This window comes from Streptococcus suis YS161 (assembly GCF_002760245.1).
GTDB lineage: Bacteria > Bacillota > Bacilli > Lactobacillales > Streptococcaceae > Streptococcus > Streptococcus suis_I.
This window is the reverse complement of record NZ_ASCA01000009.1, coordinates 1-17,198: the sequence shown is the minus strand read 5'-3', so window position 1 is coordinate 17,198 and position 17,198 is coordinate 1. Positions and strand designations below refer to the sequence as shown.

The 17,198-nt window shown below is 36.9% G+C and carries 15 protein-coding genes and 1 pseudogene; all 16 read left to right on the top strand.

The window, feature by feature from the left end:
* The first annotated feature begins 170 nt into the window (after positions 1 to 170).
* Positions 171 to 1,544, top strand: coding sequence for a chromosomal replication initiator protein DnaA (gene dnaA, locus SST111_RS01735; RefSeq protein ID WP_024376047.1), 1,374 nt, complete (start codon positions 171 to 173; stop codon positions 1,542 to 1,544).
* A gap of 153 nt (positions 1,545 to 1,697) precedes the next feature.
* Entirely contained in the window at positions 1,698 to 2,834 is a 1,137-nt protein-coding gene (dnaN, locus tag SST111_RS01730; RefSeq protein ID WP_004194538.1) for a DNA polymerase III subunit beta, read from the top strand.
* A gap of 91 nt (positions 2,835 to 2,925) precedes the next feature.
* Positions 2,926 to 3,807: a diacylglycerol/lipid kinase family protein gene (locus tag SST111_RS01725; protein ID WP_099809799.1), complete on the top strand. Its 882-nt coding sequence runs from the start codon at positions 2,926 to 2,928 to the stop codon at positions 3,805 to 3,807.
* Positions 3,808 to 3,816: 9 nt separating this feature from the next.
* Positions 3,817 to 4,020 (top strand): DUF951 domain-containing protein, encoded by a 204-nt coding sequence (locus SST111_RS01720; protein WP_029172631.1) that lies wholly within the window; start codon positions 3,817 to 3,819, stop codon positions 4,018 to 4,020.
* A gap of 103 nt (positions 4,021 to 4,123) precedes the next feature.
* Positions 4,124 to 4,489 (top strand): annotated as a pseudogene (locus SST111_RS01715) (helix-turn-helix domain-containing protein).
* Between the two features lie 84 nt (positions 4,490 to 4,573).
* A complete protein-coding gene (gene ychF, locus SST111_RS01710; RefSeq protein WP_014637241.1) occupies positions 4,574 to 5,689 on the top strand; it encodes a redox-regulated ATPase YchF in 1,116 nt (371 codons plus the stop codon).
* Between the two features lie 157 nt (positions 5,690 to 5,846).
* Positions 5,847 to 6,416: an aminoacyl-tRNA hydrolase gene (gene pth, locus SST111_RS01705; protein WP_099809798.1), complete on the top strand. Its 570-nt coding sequence runs from the start codon at positions 5,847 to 5,849 to the stop codon at positions 6,414 to 6,416.
* Entirely contained in the window at positions 6,416 to 9,910 is a 3,495-nt protein-coding gene (mfd, locus tag SST111_RS01700; RefSeq protein ID WP_099809797.1) for a transcription-repair coupling factor, read from the top strand. Before pth ends, mfd begins: the two co-directional genes overlap by 1 nt.
* Positions 9,911 to 9,959: 49 nt before the next feature.
* Positions 9,960 to 10,232, top strand: coding sequence for an RNA-binding S4 domain-containing protein (locus SST111_RS01695; protein ID WP_004194330.1), 273 nt, complete (start codon positions 9,960 to 9,962; stop codon positions 10,230 to 10,232).
* Positions 10,219 to 10,587 carry an FtsB family cell division protein gene (locus SST111_RS01690; RefSeq protein WP_024379486.1) on the top strand — a complete coding sequence of 123 codons (369 nt, stop codon included), beginning with the start codon at positions 10,219 to 10,221 and terminating at the stop codon, positions 10,585 to 10,587. The genes SST111_RS01695 and SST111_RS01690 overlap by 14 nt, the downstream gene beginning before the upstream one ends.
* Positions 10,584 to 10,697: an SP_0009 family protein gene (locus SST111_RS12335; protein WP_004194325.1), complete on the top strand. Its 114-nt coding sequence runs from the start codon at positions 10,584 to 10,586 to the stop codon at positions 10,695 to 10,697. Before SST111_RS01690 ends, SST111_RS12335 begins: the two co-directional genes overlap by 4 nt.
* A 12-nt stretch (positions 10,698 to 10,709) precedes the next feature.
* Positions 10,710 to 11,990 (top strand): serine hydrolase, encoded by a 1,281-nt coding sequence (locus tag SST111_RS01680; protein ID WP_099809796.1) that lies wholly within the window; start codon positions 10,710 to 10,712, stop codon positions 11,988 to 11,990.
* On the top strand, positions 11,991 to 13,259 hold the full coding sequence (gene tilS, locus SST111_RS01675; protein ID WP_099809795.1) for a tRNA lysidine(34) synthetase TilS: 1,269 nt from the start codon (positions 11,991 to 11,993) through the stop codon (positions 13,257 to 13,259).
* Positions 13,260 to 13,266: 7 nt separating this feature from the next.
* Positions 13,267 to 13,809, top strand: coding sequence for a hypoxanthine phosphoribosyltransferase (gene hpt / locus SST111_RS01670; protein WP_029173842.1), 543 nt, complete (start codon positions 13,267 to 13,269; stop codon positions 13,807 to 13,809).
* Between the two features lie 21 nt (positions 13,810 to 13,830).
* Positions 13,831 to 15,804 carry an ATP-dependent zinc metalloprotease FtsH gene (gene ftsH, locus SST111_RS01665; protein WP_099809794.1) on the top strand — a complete coding sequence of 658 codons (1,974 nt, stop codon included), beginning with the start codon at positions 13,831 to 13,833 and terminating at the stop codon, positions 15,802 to 15,804.
* A gap of 351 nt (positions 15,805 to 16,155) precedes the next feature.
* Positions 16,156 to 16,626, top strand: coding sequence for a sigma-70 family RNA polymerase sigma factor (locus SST111_RS01660; RefSeq protein WP_024393242.1), 471 nt, complete (start codon positions 16,156 to 16,158; stop codon positions 16,624 to 16,626).
* Positions 16,627 to 17,198 lie beyond the last annotated feature (572 nt).

Here is a 17,198-nt window from a genome sequence, read left to right as displayed (position 1 = left end):
TTTCCACACTAAAATCATTACAAAAAGTCAGGACCAGCAAAGGTTCTGGCTTTTATTCACATCTTGTGGAAAACTTTTGTTAACAGTGTGGATTTTTAAAATTATCTGTGGAAAACTTTTGTTTTTTATGGTACACTATTCTAACGAATATAATGTGAAAGGGGGAAAATATGAACCAAGAACAACTTTTTTGGCAACGATTTATTGAATTGGCAAAGGTAAATTTTAAGCCATCTATTTATGATTTTTATGTCGCTGATGCAAAATTACTCGGAATCAACCAGCAAGTTGCCAATATTTTCTTAAATCGTCCATTTAAAAAAGATTTCTGGGAAAAAAACTTCGAAGAGTTAATGATTGCCGCTAGTTTTGAAATCTACGGAGAGCCTCTTGCCATCCAATATCAATTTACAGAGGATGAACAGGAGATTAAGAACACTACAAACGCAAGAAGTTCAGTGGTTCACCAGGTACAGACACCTGAATCGGCTACTCCTCAAGAAACTTTTAAACCGGTTCATTCTGATATAAAATCCCAGTACACCTTTGCTAATTTTGTACAAGGAGACAATAATCACTGGGCAAAGGCTGCAGCTTTAGCTGTATCTGATAACCTAGGTGAGCTCTACAATCCATTATTCATTTTTGGTGGTCCTGGTCTTGGAAAAACTCATATTTTAAATGCGATTGGAAATAAGGTTCTAGCCGATAATCCCCAGGCAAGAATAAAATATGTCTCATCGGAAACATTCATCAATGAATTTTTAGAACACCTCCGTCTCAATGATATGGAAAGTTTCAAAAAAACCTATCGCAATCTGGACTTACTTCTAATTGATGACATTCAGTCTCTCCGTAATAAAGCAACAACACAGGAAGAATTTTTCCATACTTTTAATGCACTTCATGAAAAAAATAAGCAGATTGTACTCACAAGTGACCGTAATCCCGATCACTTAGATAATTTGGAAGAAAGACTAGTAACACGTTTCAAATGGGGGTTAACCAGTGAAATCACTCCACCTGATTTTGAAACACGTATCGCAATTTTACGTAACAAGTGCGAGAACCTGCCTTATAACTTTACAAATGAGACGCTATCCTATCTAGCTGGGCAATTTGATTCGAACGTACGTGACCTTGAAGGTGCCTTAAAAGATATCCATTTGATAGCCACTATGCGTCAACTGTCTGAGATAAGTGTCGAGGTTGCTGCTGAGGCTATTCGATCAAGAAAACAAACAAATCCACAAAATATGGTTATTCCTATTGAGAAAATCCAAACCGAAGTGGGAAATTTCTACGGTGTCAGCTTGAAAGAATTAAAAGGTTCTAAGCGTGTTCAACATATCGTTCACGCGCGACAAGTTGCTATGTTTTTAGCACGTGAAATGACAGACAATTCCCTTCCAAAAATTGGGAAAGAATTTGGTAATCGAGACCATACAACCGTTATGCATGCATACAATAAAATAAAAACTCTCCTCTTGGATGATGAGAATTTAGAAATAGAGATTACCAGTATAAAAAATAAACTTCGTTAACCTGTGTATAACTTTTTAAAAAAACTCTGTTTTTTCCACAAGTTGTGAACAAGTTAATTTCCGCAGTTTTATTGGTCTTTCATCACTTTTCCACAGAATACACAGAGACTACTATTACTATTAACCTTATAGATAATAAATAAAGGAGAATCCATGATTCAATTTTCTATTAATAAAAATATATTTCTACAAGCACTTAGTATTACTAAACGGGCAATCAGTACAAAAAATGCTATTCCAATTCTTTCAACAGTAAAAATTACAGTAACTAGTGAAGGAATCACTTTAACTGGTTCAAATGGACAAATCTCGATTGAACATTTTATTTCTATTCAAGATGAAAATGCAGGACTTTTGATCAGTTCTCCAGGCTCCATTCTCTTAGAAGCTGGTTTCTTTATTAATGTCGTATCCAGCATGCCAGATTTGGTCCTTGACTTCAATGAAATTGAACAAAAGCAAATCGTTTTGACAAGTGGTAAGTCTGAAATCACATTAAAGGGAAAAGAAGCAGAACAGTATCCTCGTTTACAGGAAGTTCCAACTTCAAAACCATTGGTGTTAGAAACCAAAGTATTAAAACAAACAATTAATGAAACAGCATTTGCAGCTTCTACACAAGAAAGTCGTCCTATTCTTACGGGTGTTCATTTTGTTTTAACAGAAAATAAAAATCTAAAAACTGTTGCAACAGATTCACACCGTATGAGCCAACGGAAATTGGTCCTTGATACATCTGGTGATGATTTTAATGTTGTCATTCCAAGTCGTTCTCTCCGTGAATTTACTGCAGTTTTTACAGATGATATTGAAACAGTGGAAGTCTTCTTTTCAAATAATCAAATCCTTTTTAGAAGCGAGCATATTAGCTTCTATACACGCTTATTAGAAGGTACCTACCCTGATACCGACCGCTTAATTCCAACTGAGTTTAAAACAACTGCAATTTTTGATACTGCAAATCTTCGTCACTCGATGGAGCGTGCTCGTCTTCTTTCAAATGCAACCCAAAATGGTACAGTAAAACTAGAAATTGCTAATAATGTTGTATCGGCTCATGTAAATTCTCCAGAAGTTGGACGTGTGAATGAGGAATTAGATACTGTAGAAGTATCAGGTGAAGACTTAGTAATCAGCTTTAACCCAACTTACTTGATAGAAGCATTGAAAGCCACAACTAGTGAACAAGTGAAAATTAGCTTTATCTCTTCTGTCCGTCCATTTACATTGATTCCAAATAATGAAGGGGAAGATTTTATTCAATTGGTTACACCAGTTCGTACCAACTAAATAATATTAAGAACGGCTAAACTAGCCGTTTTTATGTTATACTAAAAAATAGCACCTAGCTTATTTTTATATATTTAGTGATGGGGAATAAATGACGTTATATATATTAGCTAATCCTAATGCTGGTAGCCATACTGCTGAACATATCATATTCAAAATAAAAGAAAGTTATCCACAGCTTGCAGTTAATATTTTTATGACAGTTGGTCCTGAGGATGAAAAAAGGCAAATAGAGGCTATTTTAAAGGAGTTTGTCAGTAGTGAGGACCAATTAATGATTTTAGGTGGAGACGGCACACTGTCTAAAGCTTTGCGTTTTTGGCCGACTAGTCTACCGTTTGCTTATTATCCAACAGGATCTGGAAATGATTTTGCTAAGGCAATGAATATAACATCGCTCTATAGAAGTGTAGATGCCATTTTAGAGGGAAAAACAAGTCGGATATATGTTTTAAACAGTTCATACGGAACGGTTGTAAACAGTATGGATTTTGGCTTTGCAGCTCAAGTTATCAATGGTTCAACGAATTCAATTTTGAAAAAAATTCTGAACAAGGTAAAACTTGGGAAGTTAACTTATCTATTCTTTGGTATTAAAACATTATTTTCAAAACAAGCTATAAACTTAGAATTAACTCTTGATGAAAAATCTTATCAGTTAGATAATCTCTTTTTTATTTCTGTAGCAAATAGTCTTTATTTTGGTGGAGGAATCATGATATGGCCAACAGCAAGTGCTAAAAAGAAGGAAGTAGATATTGTTTACTTCAAAAATGGAAATTTCTACCAACGTCTACAATCATTGTTAGCCTTATTAACGAAGAGGCATGAATCTTCTCACACAATTCAGCATTTAATAGGGGTAGATGTAGTTTTAAAATCAAAAGAAAAATTGTTATTGCAAATAGATGGAGAGACATGCACTGCAAATGAGGTAACGTTAACCTATCAGGAAAGAAGTATGTATCTTTAAGGAGGAAGTATGTATCAATTAGGATCATTTGTCGAAATGAAAAAGCCTCATGCCTGTGTCATCAAATCGACCGGCAAGAAGGCCAATAAGTGGGAGGTTATCCGTCTAGGAGCGGATATTAAAATCCGCTGTAGCAACTGTGACCATGTAGTCATGATGAGCCGGCATGATTTTGAACGAAAAATGCAACAAGTGCTGCCGAGTGAAGCCTAGTTGACAGTTTGCAACTGCTGGTTGCGAATATTTCCTAACAAGTGCTAGTCAACTGTTTCTTTCTAAACTATAATAGACTTATAAAAAATAGGAGGAAATGATTATGAATCAGTTAGCACAGCAAATTCGAGTTTTACGCACAGACAAGAACCTATCTCAAGATGAGTTGGCAGAGAAACTCTATATTTCCCGTCAGGCTGTTTCCAAGTGAGAAAATGGTGAAGCCACACCAGACATTGACAAACTAGTACAGCTGGCAGAAATCTTCGGTGTTAGTCTGGATTATCTTTATCTGGTTTTAGGGAAAGAACCTGAGAAGGAAATTGTGGTGGAACAACGAGGAAAAATGAATGGTTGGGAATACTTGTACGAAGAATCCAAACGACCTCTTACAAGAGGAGATATTGTCGTTCTCATTTTTCTTGCAGTTATGCTTTTAGGTGGATTATTTATTCAGCATTATTTTTAACGAAGCTTGCCAAACAGCAAGCTTTTTCTCTACTTTTCTGCTATAATAGTCATGATTGAATTTTTAATTGGAGAGTAAAAAAACATGGCTTTAACAGCAGGAATCGTCGGTTTGCCAAACGTTGGTAAATCAACCCTATTTAACGCAATTACCAAAGCAGGAGCAGAAGCTGCAAACTACCCTTTCGCAACCATTGATCCAAACGTCGGTATGGTGGAAGTGCCAGATGAGCGTTTGCAGAAGTTGACAGAGCTTATTACTCCTAAAAAGACAGTTCCAACCACTTTTGAATTTACCGATATTGCCGGTATCGTAAAAGGTGCTTCTAAAGGTGAAGGGCTTGGAAATAAATTCTTGGCCAATATCCGCGAAGTTGATGCGATTGTACACGTTGTGCGTGCCTTTGACGATGAAAATGTCATGCGTGAACAAGGCCGTGAAGACGCCTTTGTGGATCCAATCGCAGATATTGATACCATTAACCTAGAATTGATTTTGGCGGACCTAGAGAGCATCAACAAGCGTTATGCACGTGTAGAAAAAATGGCACGTACGCAAAAAGACAAGGATTCTGTCGCAGAATTTGCAGTCCTTGAAAAAATCAAACCTGTCCTAGAAGACGGAAAATCTGCTCGTACAGTTGACTTCACAGATGAAGAACAAAAAATCGTTAAGCAACTCTTCCTCTTGACCACTAAACCAGTCCTCTATGTTGCCAACGTCGATGAAGACAAGGTAGCAGATCCTGAGTCTATCAGTTATGTTCAGCAAATCCGTGACTTTGCAGCAACAGAAAATGCAGAAGTGGTGGTGATTTCTGCGCGTGCTGAAGAAGAAATTTCAGAACTCGACGATGAAGACAAGGGTGAGTTTTTAGAAGCACTCGGCTTGACAGAATCTGGCGTGGACAAATTGACCCGTGCAGCCTACCACTTGCTTGGCCTTGGAACTTACTTTACCGCAGGGGAAAAAGAAGTGCGTGCTTGGACCTTCAAACGTGGCATGAAAGCTCCTCAGTGTGCGGGTATTATCCATTCAGACTTTGAAAAAGGCTTTATCCGTGCCGTCACCATGTCCTATGATGATTTGATTCAATACGGCTCTGAAAAGGCTGTTAAGGAAGCTGGACGCCTTCGTGAAGAAGGAAAAGAGTATGTGGTTCAGGATGGGGACATCATGGAGTTCCGCTTTAACGTTTGATGGCTAAACTGTCCTTATTCTTCGTTGTTTTACCTTGCCATACCATCAGTATTGTCTGCGGTTTCAACGCCTAGACTAAGAACAGTTTATCGCATCAAAGAGGATGATTACTTGGTTGGAAAGCTTTTTCCAGCCTTTTGGTATTTAAGGAGAAAAAATGACACGATTGATCATCGGTCTTGGAAATCCCGGAGACCGTTATTTTGAAACAAAACATAACGTTGGTTTTATGCTGCTGGATAAGATTGCTAAGCGTGAAAATGTGACCTTTAACCACGATAAGATTTTCCAAGCTGATATTGCAACTACCTTTATTGACGGCGAAAAAATCTATCTAGTAAAGCCAACGACCTTCATGAACGAATCAGGTAAGGCTGTTCATGCCCTGATGGCTTATTATGGTCTGGATGCAACTGATATTCTGGTGGCTTACGACGACTTGGACATGGCTGTAGGAAAAATTCGTTTTCGTCAAAAAGGTTCAGCTGGTGGCCACAATGGTATCAAATCCATTGTCAAGCATATTGGAACACAGGAATTTGACCGTATCAAGATTGGTATTGGGCGTCCTAAAGGAAAAATGAGCGTTGTAAACTATGTCTTGTCAGGGTTTGATACAGAAGATCGTATCGAGATTGATTTGGCCTTAGATAAACTTGACAAGGCTGTCAACTTTTATCTGGAAGAAGATGATTTTGATACCATTATGAGAAAGTTTAACGGATAATGAATATACTCGATTTACTTCACAAGAACAAGCAAATCAATCAGTGGCAGTCTGGCTTAAACAAGTCAACTCGCCAACTATTATTAGGACTCACTGGAACCAGTAAGTCATTAGTCATGGCGACTGCCTATGATAGTATGGCTGAAAAAATAATGATTGTGACTGCTACTCAAAATGATGCTGAGAAATTAGTTGCAGATTTAACAGCCATTATTGGAAGTGAGAATGTTTACAACTTTTTTACAGATGATAGTCCTATTGCCGAGTTTGTTTTTGCATCAAAAGAACGGACTCAATCAAGGATTGACAGTTTAAATTTCTTGACAGATTCTACCAGTTCAGGAATTTTAGTTGCTAGCATGGCTGCTTGTCGGGTCTTATTGCCGAGTCCTGAGACTTATAAAGGTTCTAAAATACAGCTTGAAGTTGGTCAAGAAATAGAAGTTGACAAACTTGTAAAGAATCTTGTCAACATCGGCTACAAAAAAGTGTCTCGTGTATTAACCCAGGGAGAATTTAGCCAACGAGGTGATATTCTAGATATTTTTGACATGCAATCAGAAACTCCTTACCGAATAGAATTTTTTGGAGATGAGATTGATGGCATTCGTATCTTTGATGTTGACAGTCAAAAATCCTTAGAAAATCTAGACGAAATCTCGATCTCTCCAGCTTCCGATATCATTTTGTCTTCAGAAGACTATAGTAGAGCTAGCCAATACATTCAGACAGCTATTGAACAATCGACCCTAGAGGAGCAACAGTCTTACTTACGAGAAGTCTTAGCTGATATGCAGACGGAGTACCGGCATCCAGATTTGCGTAAATTCTTGTCCTGTATCTATGAACAATCATGGACATTGTTGGATTACTTACCAAAGAGTTCTCCCTTATTTTTGGATGATTTTCATAAAATCGCTGATAAGCAGGCTCAATTTGAAAAAGAAATTGCAGACTTGTTGACAGATGATTTACAGAAGGGCAAAACAGTGTCAAGTTTGAAATATTTTGCTTCAACTTTCGCTGAATTGAGAAAATACAAACCTGCCACCTTCTTTTCAAGTTTTCAAAAAGGTTTAGGCAATGTAAAGTTTGATGCTCTTTATCAATTCACACAGTATCCTATGCAGGAATTTTTCCACCAGATTCCACTGTTAAAAGATGAATTGACTCGATATGCGAAGTCAAACAATACCGTTGTTATTCAAGCGAGTTCTGATGTGAGTTTACAGACTTTACAGAAAACTTTACAAGAGTATGATATCCATCTTCCAGTACATGCAGCAGATAAGTTAGTAGAAGGTCAGCAACAGGTTACGATTGGTCAGTTAGCTTCAGGTTTTCATTTGATGGATGAAAAACTAGTTTTCATCACTGAAAAAGAGATTTTCAATAAGAAAATGAAGCGTAAGACACGTAGAACCAATATTTCTAACGCTGAACGTATTAAGGACTATAGTGAATTAGCAGTTGGTGACTATGTTGTTCACCATGTTCATGGTATCGGTCAATACCTAGGAATTGAGACTATTGAAATTTCAGGCATTCATCGTGATTATTTAACGGTTCAATATCAAAACTCCGATCGCATTTCTATTCCTGTAGAACAAATTGATCTTCTCTCCAAATACTTAGCGTCCGATGGGAAAGCTCCAAAAGTTAATAAGCTAAACGATGGCCGGTTCCAACGAACCAAGCAAAAAGTTCAGAAGCAAGTGGAGGATATTGCAGATGATTTGATTAAGCTTTATGCGGAGCGTAGTCAGCTGAAAGGCTTTGCCTTTTCACCTGATGATGAAAATCAAGTTGAATTTGACAACTACTTTACACACGTGGAAACCGATGACCAACTCCGTTCCATTGATGAAATCAAAAAAGACATGGAAAAAGACTCTCCAATGGACCGTCTGTTAGTAGGAGATGTCGGATTTGGTAAGACAGAGGTAGCCATGCGCGCTGCCTTCAAAGCAGTCAATGATGGCAAGCAAGTAGCTATTCTTGTTCCTACGACTGTTTTAGCCCAGCAACATTATGCTAATTTCCAAGAACGATTTGCTGAATTTCCTGTCAATGTGGATGTTATGAGTCGTTTTAAAACAAAGGCAGAGCAGGAAAAAACACTTGAGAAGTTGAAAAAAGGTCAAGTTGATATCTTGATTGGTACCCATCGCCTTCTATCAAAAGATGTTGTTTTTGCTGATTTAGGTTTACTGGTTATTGACGAAGAGCAACGGTTTGGTGTCAAGCATAAGGAACGCTTGAAGGAATTGAAAAAGAAAATAGATGTCCTAACCCTAACTGCAACTCCAATTCCTCGGACATTGCAAATGTCCATGTTGGGAATCCGTGACTTATCAGTAATTGAGACTCCACCGACAAATCGCTATCCTGTACAAACTTATGTGATGGAAACAAATCCTTCCGTTATCCGAGATGCAATGCTTCGTGAGATAGATCGCGGAGGTCAGGTTTACTATCTTTACAATAAAGTTGATACAATTGAACAGAAAGTGTCTGAATTAAAAGAATTGGTTCCAGAAGCTACTATAGGATACGTCCATGGACAAATGTCGGAGATCCAATTAGAAAATACTCTCTATGCCTTTGTAGAGGGTGAGTATGATATTCTAGTGACCACAACAATCATTGAAACAGGTGTTGATATTCCCAATGCTAATACACTGTTTATTGAAAATGCAGATCATATGGGACTGTCAACTCTTTATCAACTTAGAGGACGTGTTGGCCGTTCCAGTCGGATTGCCTATGCCTATCTCATGTACCGTCCAGACAAGTCCTTGACAGAAGTAGCTGAAAAACGCTTGGAAGCCATTAAGGGTTTTACAGAACTAGGATCAGGTTTCAAGATTGCCATGCAAGATTTGTCCATTCGTGGTGCGGGAAATATTTTAGGTGCTGCTCAGTCAGGTTTTATTGATTCTGTGGGATATGAGATGTATTCACAATTGCTGGAACAAGCCATCTTGGAAAAACAAGGTAAGGCAACCCAACGTCAGAAGAGTAATTCAGAGGTCAATTTACAGATTGATGCCTATTTACCAAGTGATTATATTGGTGATCAGCGACAAAAAATCGAAATTTACAAGCGTATAAAGAATATTGACAGTCGTGTAAACTATCAAGAATTACAGGAAGAATTGATTGACCGTTTTGGAGAGTATCCTGATGTAGTAGCCTACTTGCTTGAAATCGGTCTATTGAAGTCATTTTTAGACCAAGTTTTCTGTCATACAGTTCTTAGACGCCAACATCAAGTGACAGTAACATTCGAACCTATGGCTGGTCAAATTTTCCTAACGCAAGATTACTTTGAAGCTTTATCTGTGACAAATTTGAAAGCTCAGATAACGGAAAATAAAGGAAAACTAGCTGTTGTGTTTAACATTCAACAGAAAAAAGAATATGAAATATTAGAGGAATTGATTTCTTTTGCTGAAAAATTAAAAGAAATTAAAGCAAGGAAGGCAGAATAAATTTCTCAAATACCTTGAAAAATGGTAAAATAGTGAACTGAGGTAAAGTATGAGACTAGATAAATATTTGAAAGTATCCCGCATTATCAAGCGTCGAACAGTTGCGAAGGAAGTTGCCGATAAAGGACGAATAAAAGTCAATGGGATTTTGGCGAAATCTTCAACAGATTTAAAAGTAAATGATCAGGTTGAAATCCAATTTGGTAATAAACTACTCACTGTAAAAGTACTTGAAATGAAAGATTCGACTAAAAAAGAAGACGCACTGAAAATGTATGAAATTATCAGTGAAAAAAGGATAGAAAAAGATGAAGAAATCTAAAATTCTACAACTGAATAATGCCTTTATTCAGTCGGAGCGTAAAAAAACTCAGCATCAATTGGCAGAACGCCAACAAAAAAATCGTTTTATGGGTGCAATTCTCATTCTAGTTATCTTTCTTTTTATGTTGCCTGCCTATAATCTTGTTGGGACTTACACTAATATTCAGCAGCAGGAAAAGAAACTTGCTGAATTGGAAAAAAATTACGAAGAACTGACCAAAGAACAGCAGCAGGAAGCAGAGATGGTTGCAAAATTGAAAAATGAGGAATACGCAGCAAAGTATGTTCGGGCTAAGTATCAATACTCTAAAGAAGGGGAATTTGTCTACAATATTCCAGGGTTACCAAAATGACCGAATCTATTTTTAAAATTGTAGAGCAATTTTTACAGCATTCTGATGAAAAATTAGAAGAGTTGAATCAAAAGAATAGAGAATTAAAGTTAGAAGAAAATGAATCGTAGAAAGGAGGGAGTATGCAGAAGAAACTGCTCGTATGGTTATTGCCAGTTTTATTTGGATGGCAGGTGGTCGATAGTACAGAAATACCATTTGAACTCACAGCGCAAGAAGAATACGAATTGACTCATACTATCTATGATCAGTATTTTCAAACTATCCCTCAAAACCCAAATGTTTTTCAAACTGAGAATCTTTATTCGGATGAAGAACTGACTATAGCAGGTGGACAATTACAGCCGAACCAACGTTTTTCTATTACGGATGTTCTAGTCAATAGCAAAAAAGAATTGGTTTTCCAAATAGATGACAGGGGTTACATTCTTGCAAGTAGGCATCTACTATTTGATGATGTAATTGTTACAGAAACTACTGTTGAGCAAACTTATTGGACAAAAAAAGGTTTCACATTGTTAACCTCACCAATTGCTAACGAAGCTACGGAAATAAAAAATGATTTACAACCCTATCAAGCTGTTATGGTTTCTAAAATCGTAACAACTTCCCTAGGTGATTTTGCTTATGTTACAGATAAAGGTTGGATTGCAGTAAATAATCTTTCTAAAACGGATAATAGAGTAGAAGCCGTTCAAGAGTTGTTGACTAACAAATATTCCAAAGATACTATTGGTATATATGTGAAACAATTGTCAACAGGTCAAACTGCAGGTGTAAATCAAGAGAAACTATTCTATTCTGCCAGCATTGCTAAACTACCAATTCTTTATTACGTTCAAGAGCAACTGAATGCTGGGTATATTGATTTGACTACTAAAGTGAAATATACAGCCGAATCTATGTCCTTCCCAGGAGCTTATGCTGCTGGAGGAAGTGGTTCACTGTCAAAAACTCCTGACAATAAAGATTATTCAGTGGAAGAATTGATCAATAAGACTGCTAAAGAGTCAGATAATGTAGCTAGTAATTTACTTTCTTATTATGTAGCTAATAAATTCGATTCCAATTTTTATCAAGTAATAACTGCTAAAACAGGTAGTGAGTGGAGTATGGTTACACGTGAAACTTCAGCTGAGATCGCAGGGAAAACGATGGAAGCCTTATATATTCAAAATGGCTATGTGCTAGAAAGTTTGTTATCTACTCAATTTGATAATCAACGTATTTCGAAAGACATCTCAGTTCCAGTTGCTCATAAAATTGGCGATGCAGACGATGTCAAACACGATGTAGCGATTGTTTACGCAGAGTCTCCTTTTGTTTTATCTATTTTTACAGATAAATCAAATTATGATGAGATTACACAAATTGCAAATGATATTTACGGGATTTTAAAGTAAATGAAAGATAGATTTTTAAAAGTGACACTGGATGGTCACTTTTTTGATAAACATAAGAAAGTACTAGTAGCCGTATCTGGTGGGTTAGATTCTATGAACCTATTCCATCTTTTATACGAATGCAAACAAGTGCTAGGGATTGAACTTGGAATTGCCCATATTAATCATGGACAGAGAGAAGAATCTGTCATTGAGGAAAAATATCTTAGACAGTTAGCAGAAGAAAGTAATGTTCCCTTTTATCTGTCCTATTTTGAAGGTGTTTTTTCAGAAGAAGCGGCGCGAAAATGGCGTTATGGATTTTTTGCTACAATCATGGAGAAGGAAGGCTACACTGCACTAGTGACAGCCCACCATGCAGATGATCAAGCAGAAACTGTATTTATGCGATTGATTAGAGGAGGGCGTTTACGTCACTTATCAGCAATTCAACCGACTCAGCCTTTTGCAACAGGGGAACTTATCCGACCACTTTTATCTTTTAAAAAGGCAGATTTTGAAAAGCTATTTCATTTTGAAGATTGCAGCAATGCAGATTTCAAATATTTTCGAAATAGGGTCAGAAATGACTATTTACCAAAGTTAAAACAGGAAAATCCTAAAATCGAACTTACTCTCAATAATCTTGCAGTTGATACAAATAATCTATTTCAAGCGCTAAGAGATTTGACACAGGATTTATCCGTTACAGATGTGATGAGTTTTCAACAACAGACACCTGCGGTACAAAGTTATCTATTAGATGAATATTTGGAAAAATTTCCTGATTTACAGCTCTCTCGTCCACAATTTAATGAAGTATTACACATCTTGCGTTCAAAAGCTAACTACTATCATTTATTGAAAAATGATTACATGTTAGAGAAGGATTATCATCGTTTTCAAATTTATAAAATAGGACCAGAGACGGATAGTCAACCAGAAAAAATCATGATAAAATCAGAGGGTATTTTTTCTTACGGTTCATATATTTTTTCTCTCAATCATCCTTTGGAAGAAGCGGATAGTATTTTATATTTTCCTACAGAAAATCCAATTGTAGTGAGGAGAAGGCAGGCTGGGGATACCATTTTAATAAACGGAATAAATAAAAAACTCCGCCGTTGGTTTATTGATAATAAAATCTCACAGAAAGTTCGACAAAATGCGCTTATTATCGAGCAGAATGGAGAAATTTATGGAATTACGAATCTTGTTAGCAGTGATTTGAGTAAATCAGTAAAAAATGGTATAATCAAAGCTACCTTATATATAAAAATGAAAGAGTAGAACAACTATGTTGGACAAAGATATTAAGAAAATTCTTGTTTCAGAAGAAGAAATCGTTGCAAAATGCAAAGAACTCGGTCAAATTTTAGCAACAGACTATGCAGATAAGAATCCTATTCTTGTAGGAATTTTAAAAGGTTCTATCCCATTTATGGCAGAATTAATGAAACATATTGATGCCCATGTAGAAACGGATTATATGGTTGTTTCTAGCTACCATGGCGGAACGGAGAGTAGCGGTACCGTTAAGATTATCAAGGATTTGGACAATAGTGTTGCAGGTCGCCACATTATCTTTGTTGAAGATATTATTGATACTGGTCGTACATTAAAAGAACTAAAAGAGCTGTTTGCTCTCCGTCAAGCTGAATCTATCAAAATTGCTACACTCCTTGATAAACCAGAAGGTCGAGTTGTTGAGATTGAGCCAGACTACACTTGCTTTACTATTCCAAATGAATTTGTAGTTGGATTTGGATTAGACTACGATGAAAACTACCGTAATCTTCCTTATGTTGGTGTACTAAAAGAGGAAGTTTATACAAAATAGAAAAAGGTTTCCTACTATATTATGAACAATCAACCAAATAAAGGATTTATAAAAAATCCTTTTCTCATTATTCTCGTTATTGCCACTATTGTTACAGCCTTTCAATTTTTTAACGCTGGTCAGCAGGTTGCTACTCAAGAAATTAGCTATTCACAAGTTATTACTGAACTAAAAAATAATAATGTTTCAGAATTGACCTATCAACCAGATTCAAGCGTTATTGAAATTACAGGTAAATACAAGACAGAACAGGAAGCAAAAGATGAGTTAGCTTCATCTATTAAGTTATTCCAAGTTTCTAGCAAAGTTAAGTATAAAAACTTTAAGTCGCTAATTTTACCGTCAGAAACGAATTTGTCAGAGCTACAAGCTCTTGCAAATGAAAATGGAGTAAAGGTTACTATTAAACCCGAAAGTTCAAATGGACTATGGTTAAACATTATCTTTAATTTGTTGCCACTTGTTATTGTTGGTGTATTCTTCATGATGATGATGAACCAAGGCGGTGGCGGAGCTCGAGGAGCCATGAACTTCGGACGAAACAAAGCGAAGGCTTTGGAACAAAGTAACATCAAGGTACGTTTCTCAGATGTAGCAGGTGCAGAGGAAGAAAAACAAGAATTAGTTGAAGTTGTTGAATTTTTGAAGGATCCAAAACGCTTTACTAAACTTGGAGCACGTATTCCAGCAGGTGTCTTATTAGAGGGACCTCCAGGCACAGGTAAAACCTTGCTTGCCAAAGCAGTAGCGGGTGAAGCGGGTGTGCCATTCTTCTCCATTTCTGGTTCAGATTTTGTTGAAATGTTTGTTGGTGTCGGTGCCAGCCGTGTTCGTTCATTATTTGAAGATGCAAAAAAAGCAGCACCAGCCATTATTTTCATCGATGAAATCGATGCTGTCGGTCGCCAACGTGGTGTCGGCATGGGTGGTGGTAACGATGAACGTGAACAAACCCTCAACCAACTCTTAATTGAAATGGATGGTTTTGAAGGGAACGAAGGGATTATTGTCATTGCCGCAACCAACCGTAGTGATGTTTTAGACCCTGCCCTTCTTCGTCCAGGTCGTTTTGACCGTAAAGTATTGGTTGGTCGTCCGGATGTTAAAGGACGTGAAGCCATCCTTAAAGTTCATGCGAAGAATAAACCATTAGCAGCAGATGTAGACTTGAAATTGGTTGCTCAACAAACACCAGGATTTGTTGGTGCTGATTTGGAAAATGTTCTTAACGAAGCAGCCCTTGTAGCTGCACGTCGAAACAAGACTGTCATTGATGCTTCAGATATTGACGAAGCAGAAGATCGTGTCATTGCAGGTCCATCTAAGAAAGACCGTCAAGTTTCAGCCAAAGAACGCGAAATCGTTGCCTACCATGAAGCAGGTCATACAATTGTTGGTCTCGTACTATCAAATGCACGTGAAGTTCACAAAGTAACAATTGTTCCCCGCGGTCGCGCAGGTGGATACATGATTGCCCTTCCTAAAGAAGATCAAATGCTTCTTTCTAAAGAAGATATGAAGGAGCAATTGGCTGGGCTTATGGGTGGTCGTGTAGCAGAAGAAATTATCTTTAATACTCAAACCACAGGTGCCTCAAATGACTTTGAGCAAGCTACACAGATGGCGCGTGCCATGGTTGCAGAATATGGTATGAGTGAAAAAATGGGACCAATGCAGTATGAAGGTAGTCATGCAATGTTTGGTGGACAAACAACTCAAAAACATATTTCTGAGCAAACTGCATATGAGTTAGATAATGAAGTACGTGATTTGTTAAATGAAGCTCGCAACAAAGCGGCTGAAATTATTCAGTCTAATCGCGAAACTCATAAACTAATCGCAGAAGCATTGCTCAAATACGAAACCCTAGACAGTGTTCAGATTAAATCTCTCTATGAAACAGGCAAAATGCCAGAGAATATTGAACGTGATGATGAAGATGTTCATCCCCTTTCTTATGAAGAGGTAAAAGAGAAAATTAATACGAAAGAGTAGTATAAAAATACTCTGGGCAAGACATTCCATAACGGATTTATCCTCACTCTCGACCACTAAAATAACCACAAAGCCTTCGCTAAGTACATAATCTTGGCGAGGGCTTTTTTACATGATACACATCAGAAACAGGGCATTTACAAGAAAAACGAATCAATAGTTATTTATCTCAATCTTAGAACTATACCAAATAACTCCCTTCTGAAGCAGAATGCAATGTTTTCCATAGAGTATCAATAGCAAATGTACTTTAAAAAAGAAAAATCAAATAAAGTATGCTAGACAAAAATGTCCTGTAGAAAGGCAGCACTTTTCGATAAACTTAAACCATCAACAAAAGGAGATTAAGAAATGGAATTCGAAAAAGTGTACGCAAGCGTCAAAGGTATTGTAAACAAGGCTCGAAAAGAGTTTTACATTAAACTATGGGATCGAGATGATTGGGAACAAGAAGGAATGATGACCTTGTTTGAATTGTTGGAAGATCAACCGTGGCTAGTTGATGAACAAGTTCAATTATATTGTTATTTCAAAGTCAAGTTCAGAAATCGAATCAAGGATCGTATCCGTAAACAGGAAAGTCAAAAACGCAAGTTTGACCGTATGCCACATGAAGATATTCACGAATTATCTCACGCAATACAATCACCGGGATTGATAAACGATGAACTATTAATGTTGAGAGGTGCCTTGAGAGATTATCGAAAAAATCTGAGCAATGATCAACTTGATAAATACGAAAAATTAATTAGCGGACAATGTTTTAATGGTCGCCGTGAAATGATACGTGATCTACAAATTCATTTGAAAGACTTTCGCTAAAGCTAGTCACTAACATTATGTTAATCGAATCAAGAAATTGGGCAGAAGTATTATAAAAGGTTCTGTTCAGTTTCTTTTTATCTAGGTTATAGCAAAGAGAAGAAGGAATAGGAGAGGAGTGGCTAAATGTGGTACTCAGCCAATAGTAACTTAAAGTGCCTGATTGACTGATTCAGCGGTATTATTTGGAATTAACCTTATGTTTTAGTATCTACATAGAACTTTCAGTGTAAAAAATCCCAAAAAACCGGTTGACAATGTATAGTATGTCGTGATAGAATAATTGAGTTGTCTCTTGAGGAGTTAGTCAGTAGCGGAATGAAAAAAAGTTTCAAAAAAGTGTTGACAAGTTCAGTAGAAGATGATAGAATAATTGAGTTGTCTCTTGAGGGACTGGTTAACAGCGAAACGAAAAAAAGTTTCAAAAAAGTGTTGACAAAGTTTCTAAGAAATGATAAACTAAGATAGTTGTCGCGAGAGAGCAACAAGGAACAAGACCTTTGAAAATTAAAGAAGACGAACCAAACGTGCAGGGTGATTTATCTAAGGATAAATCGTCAATGACAAAACAA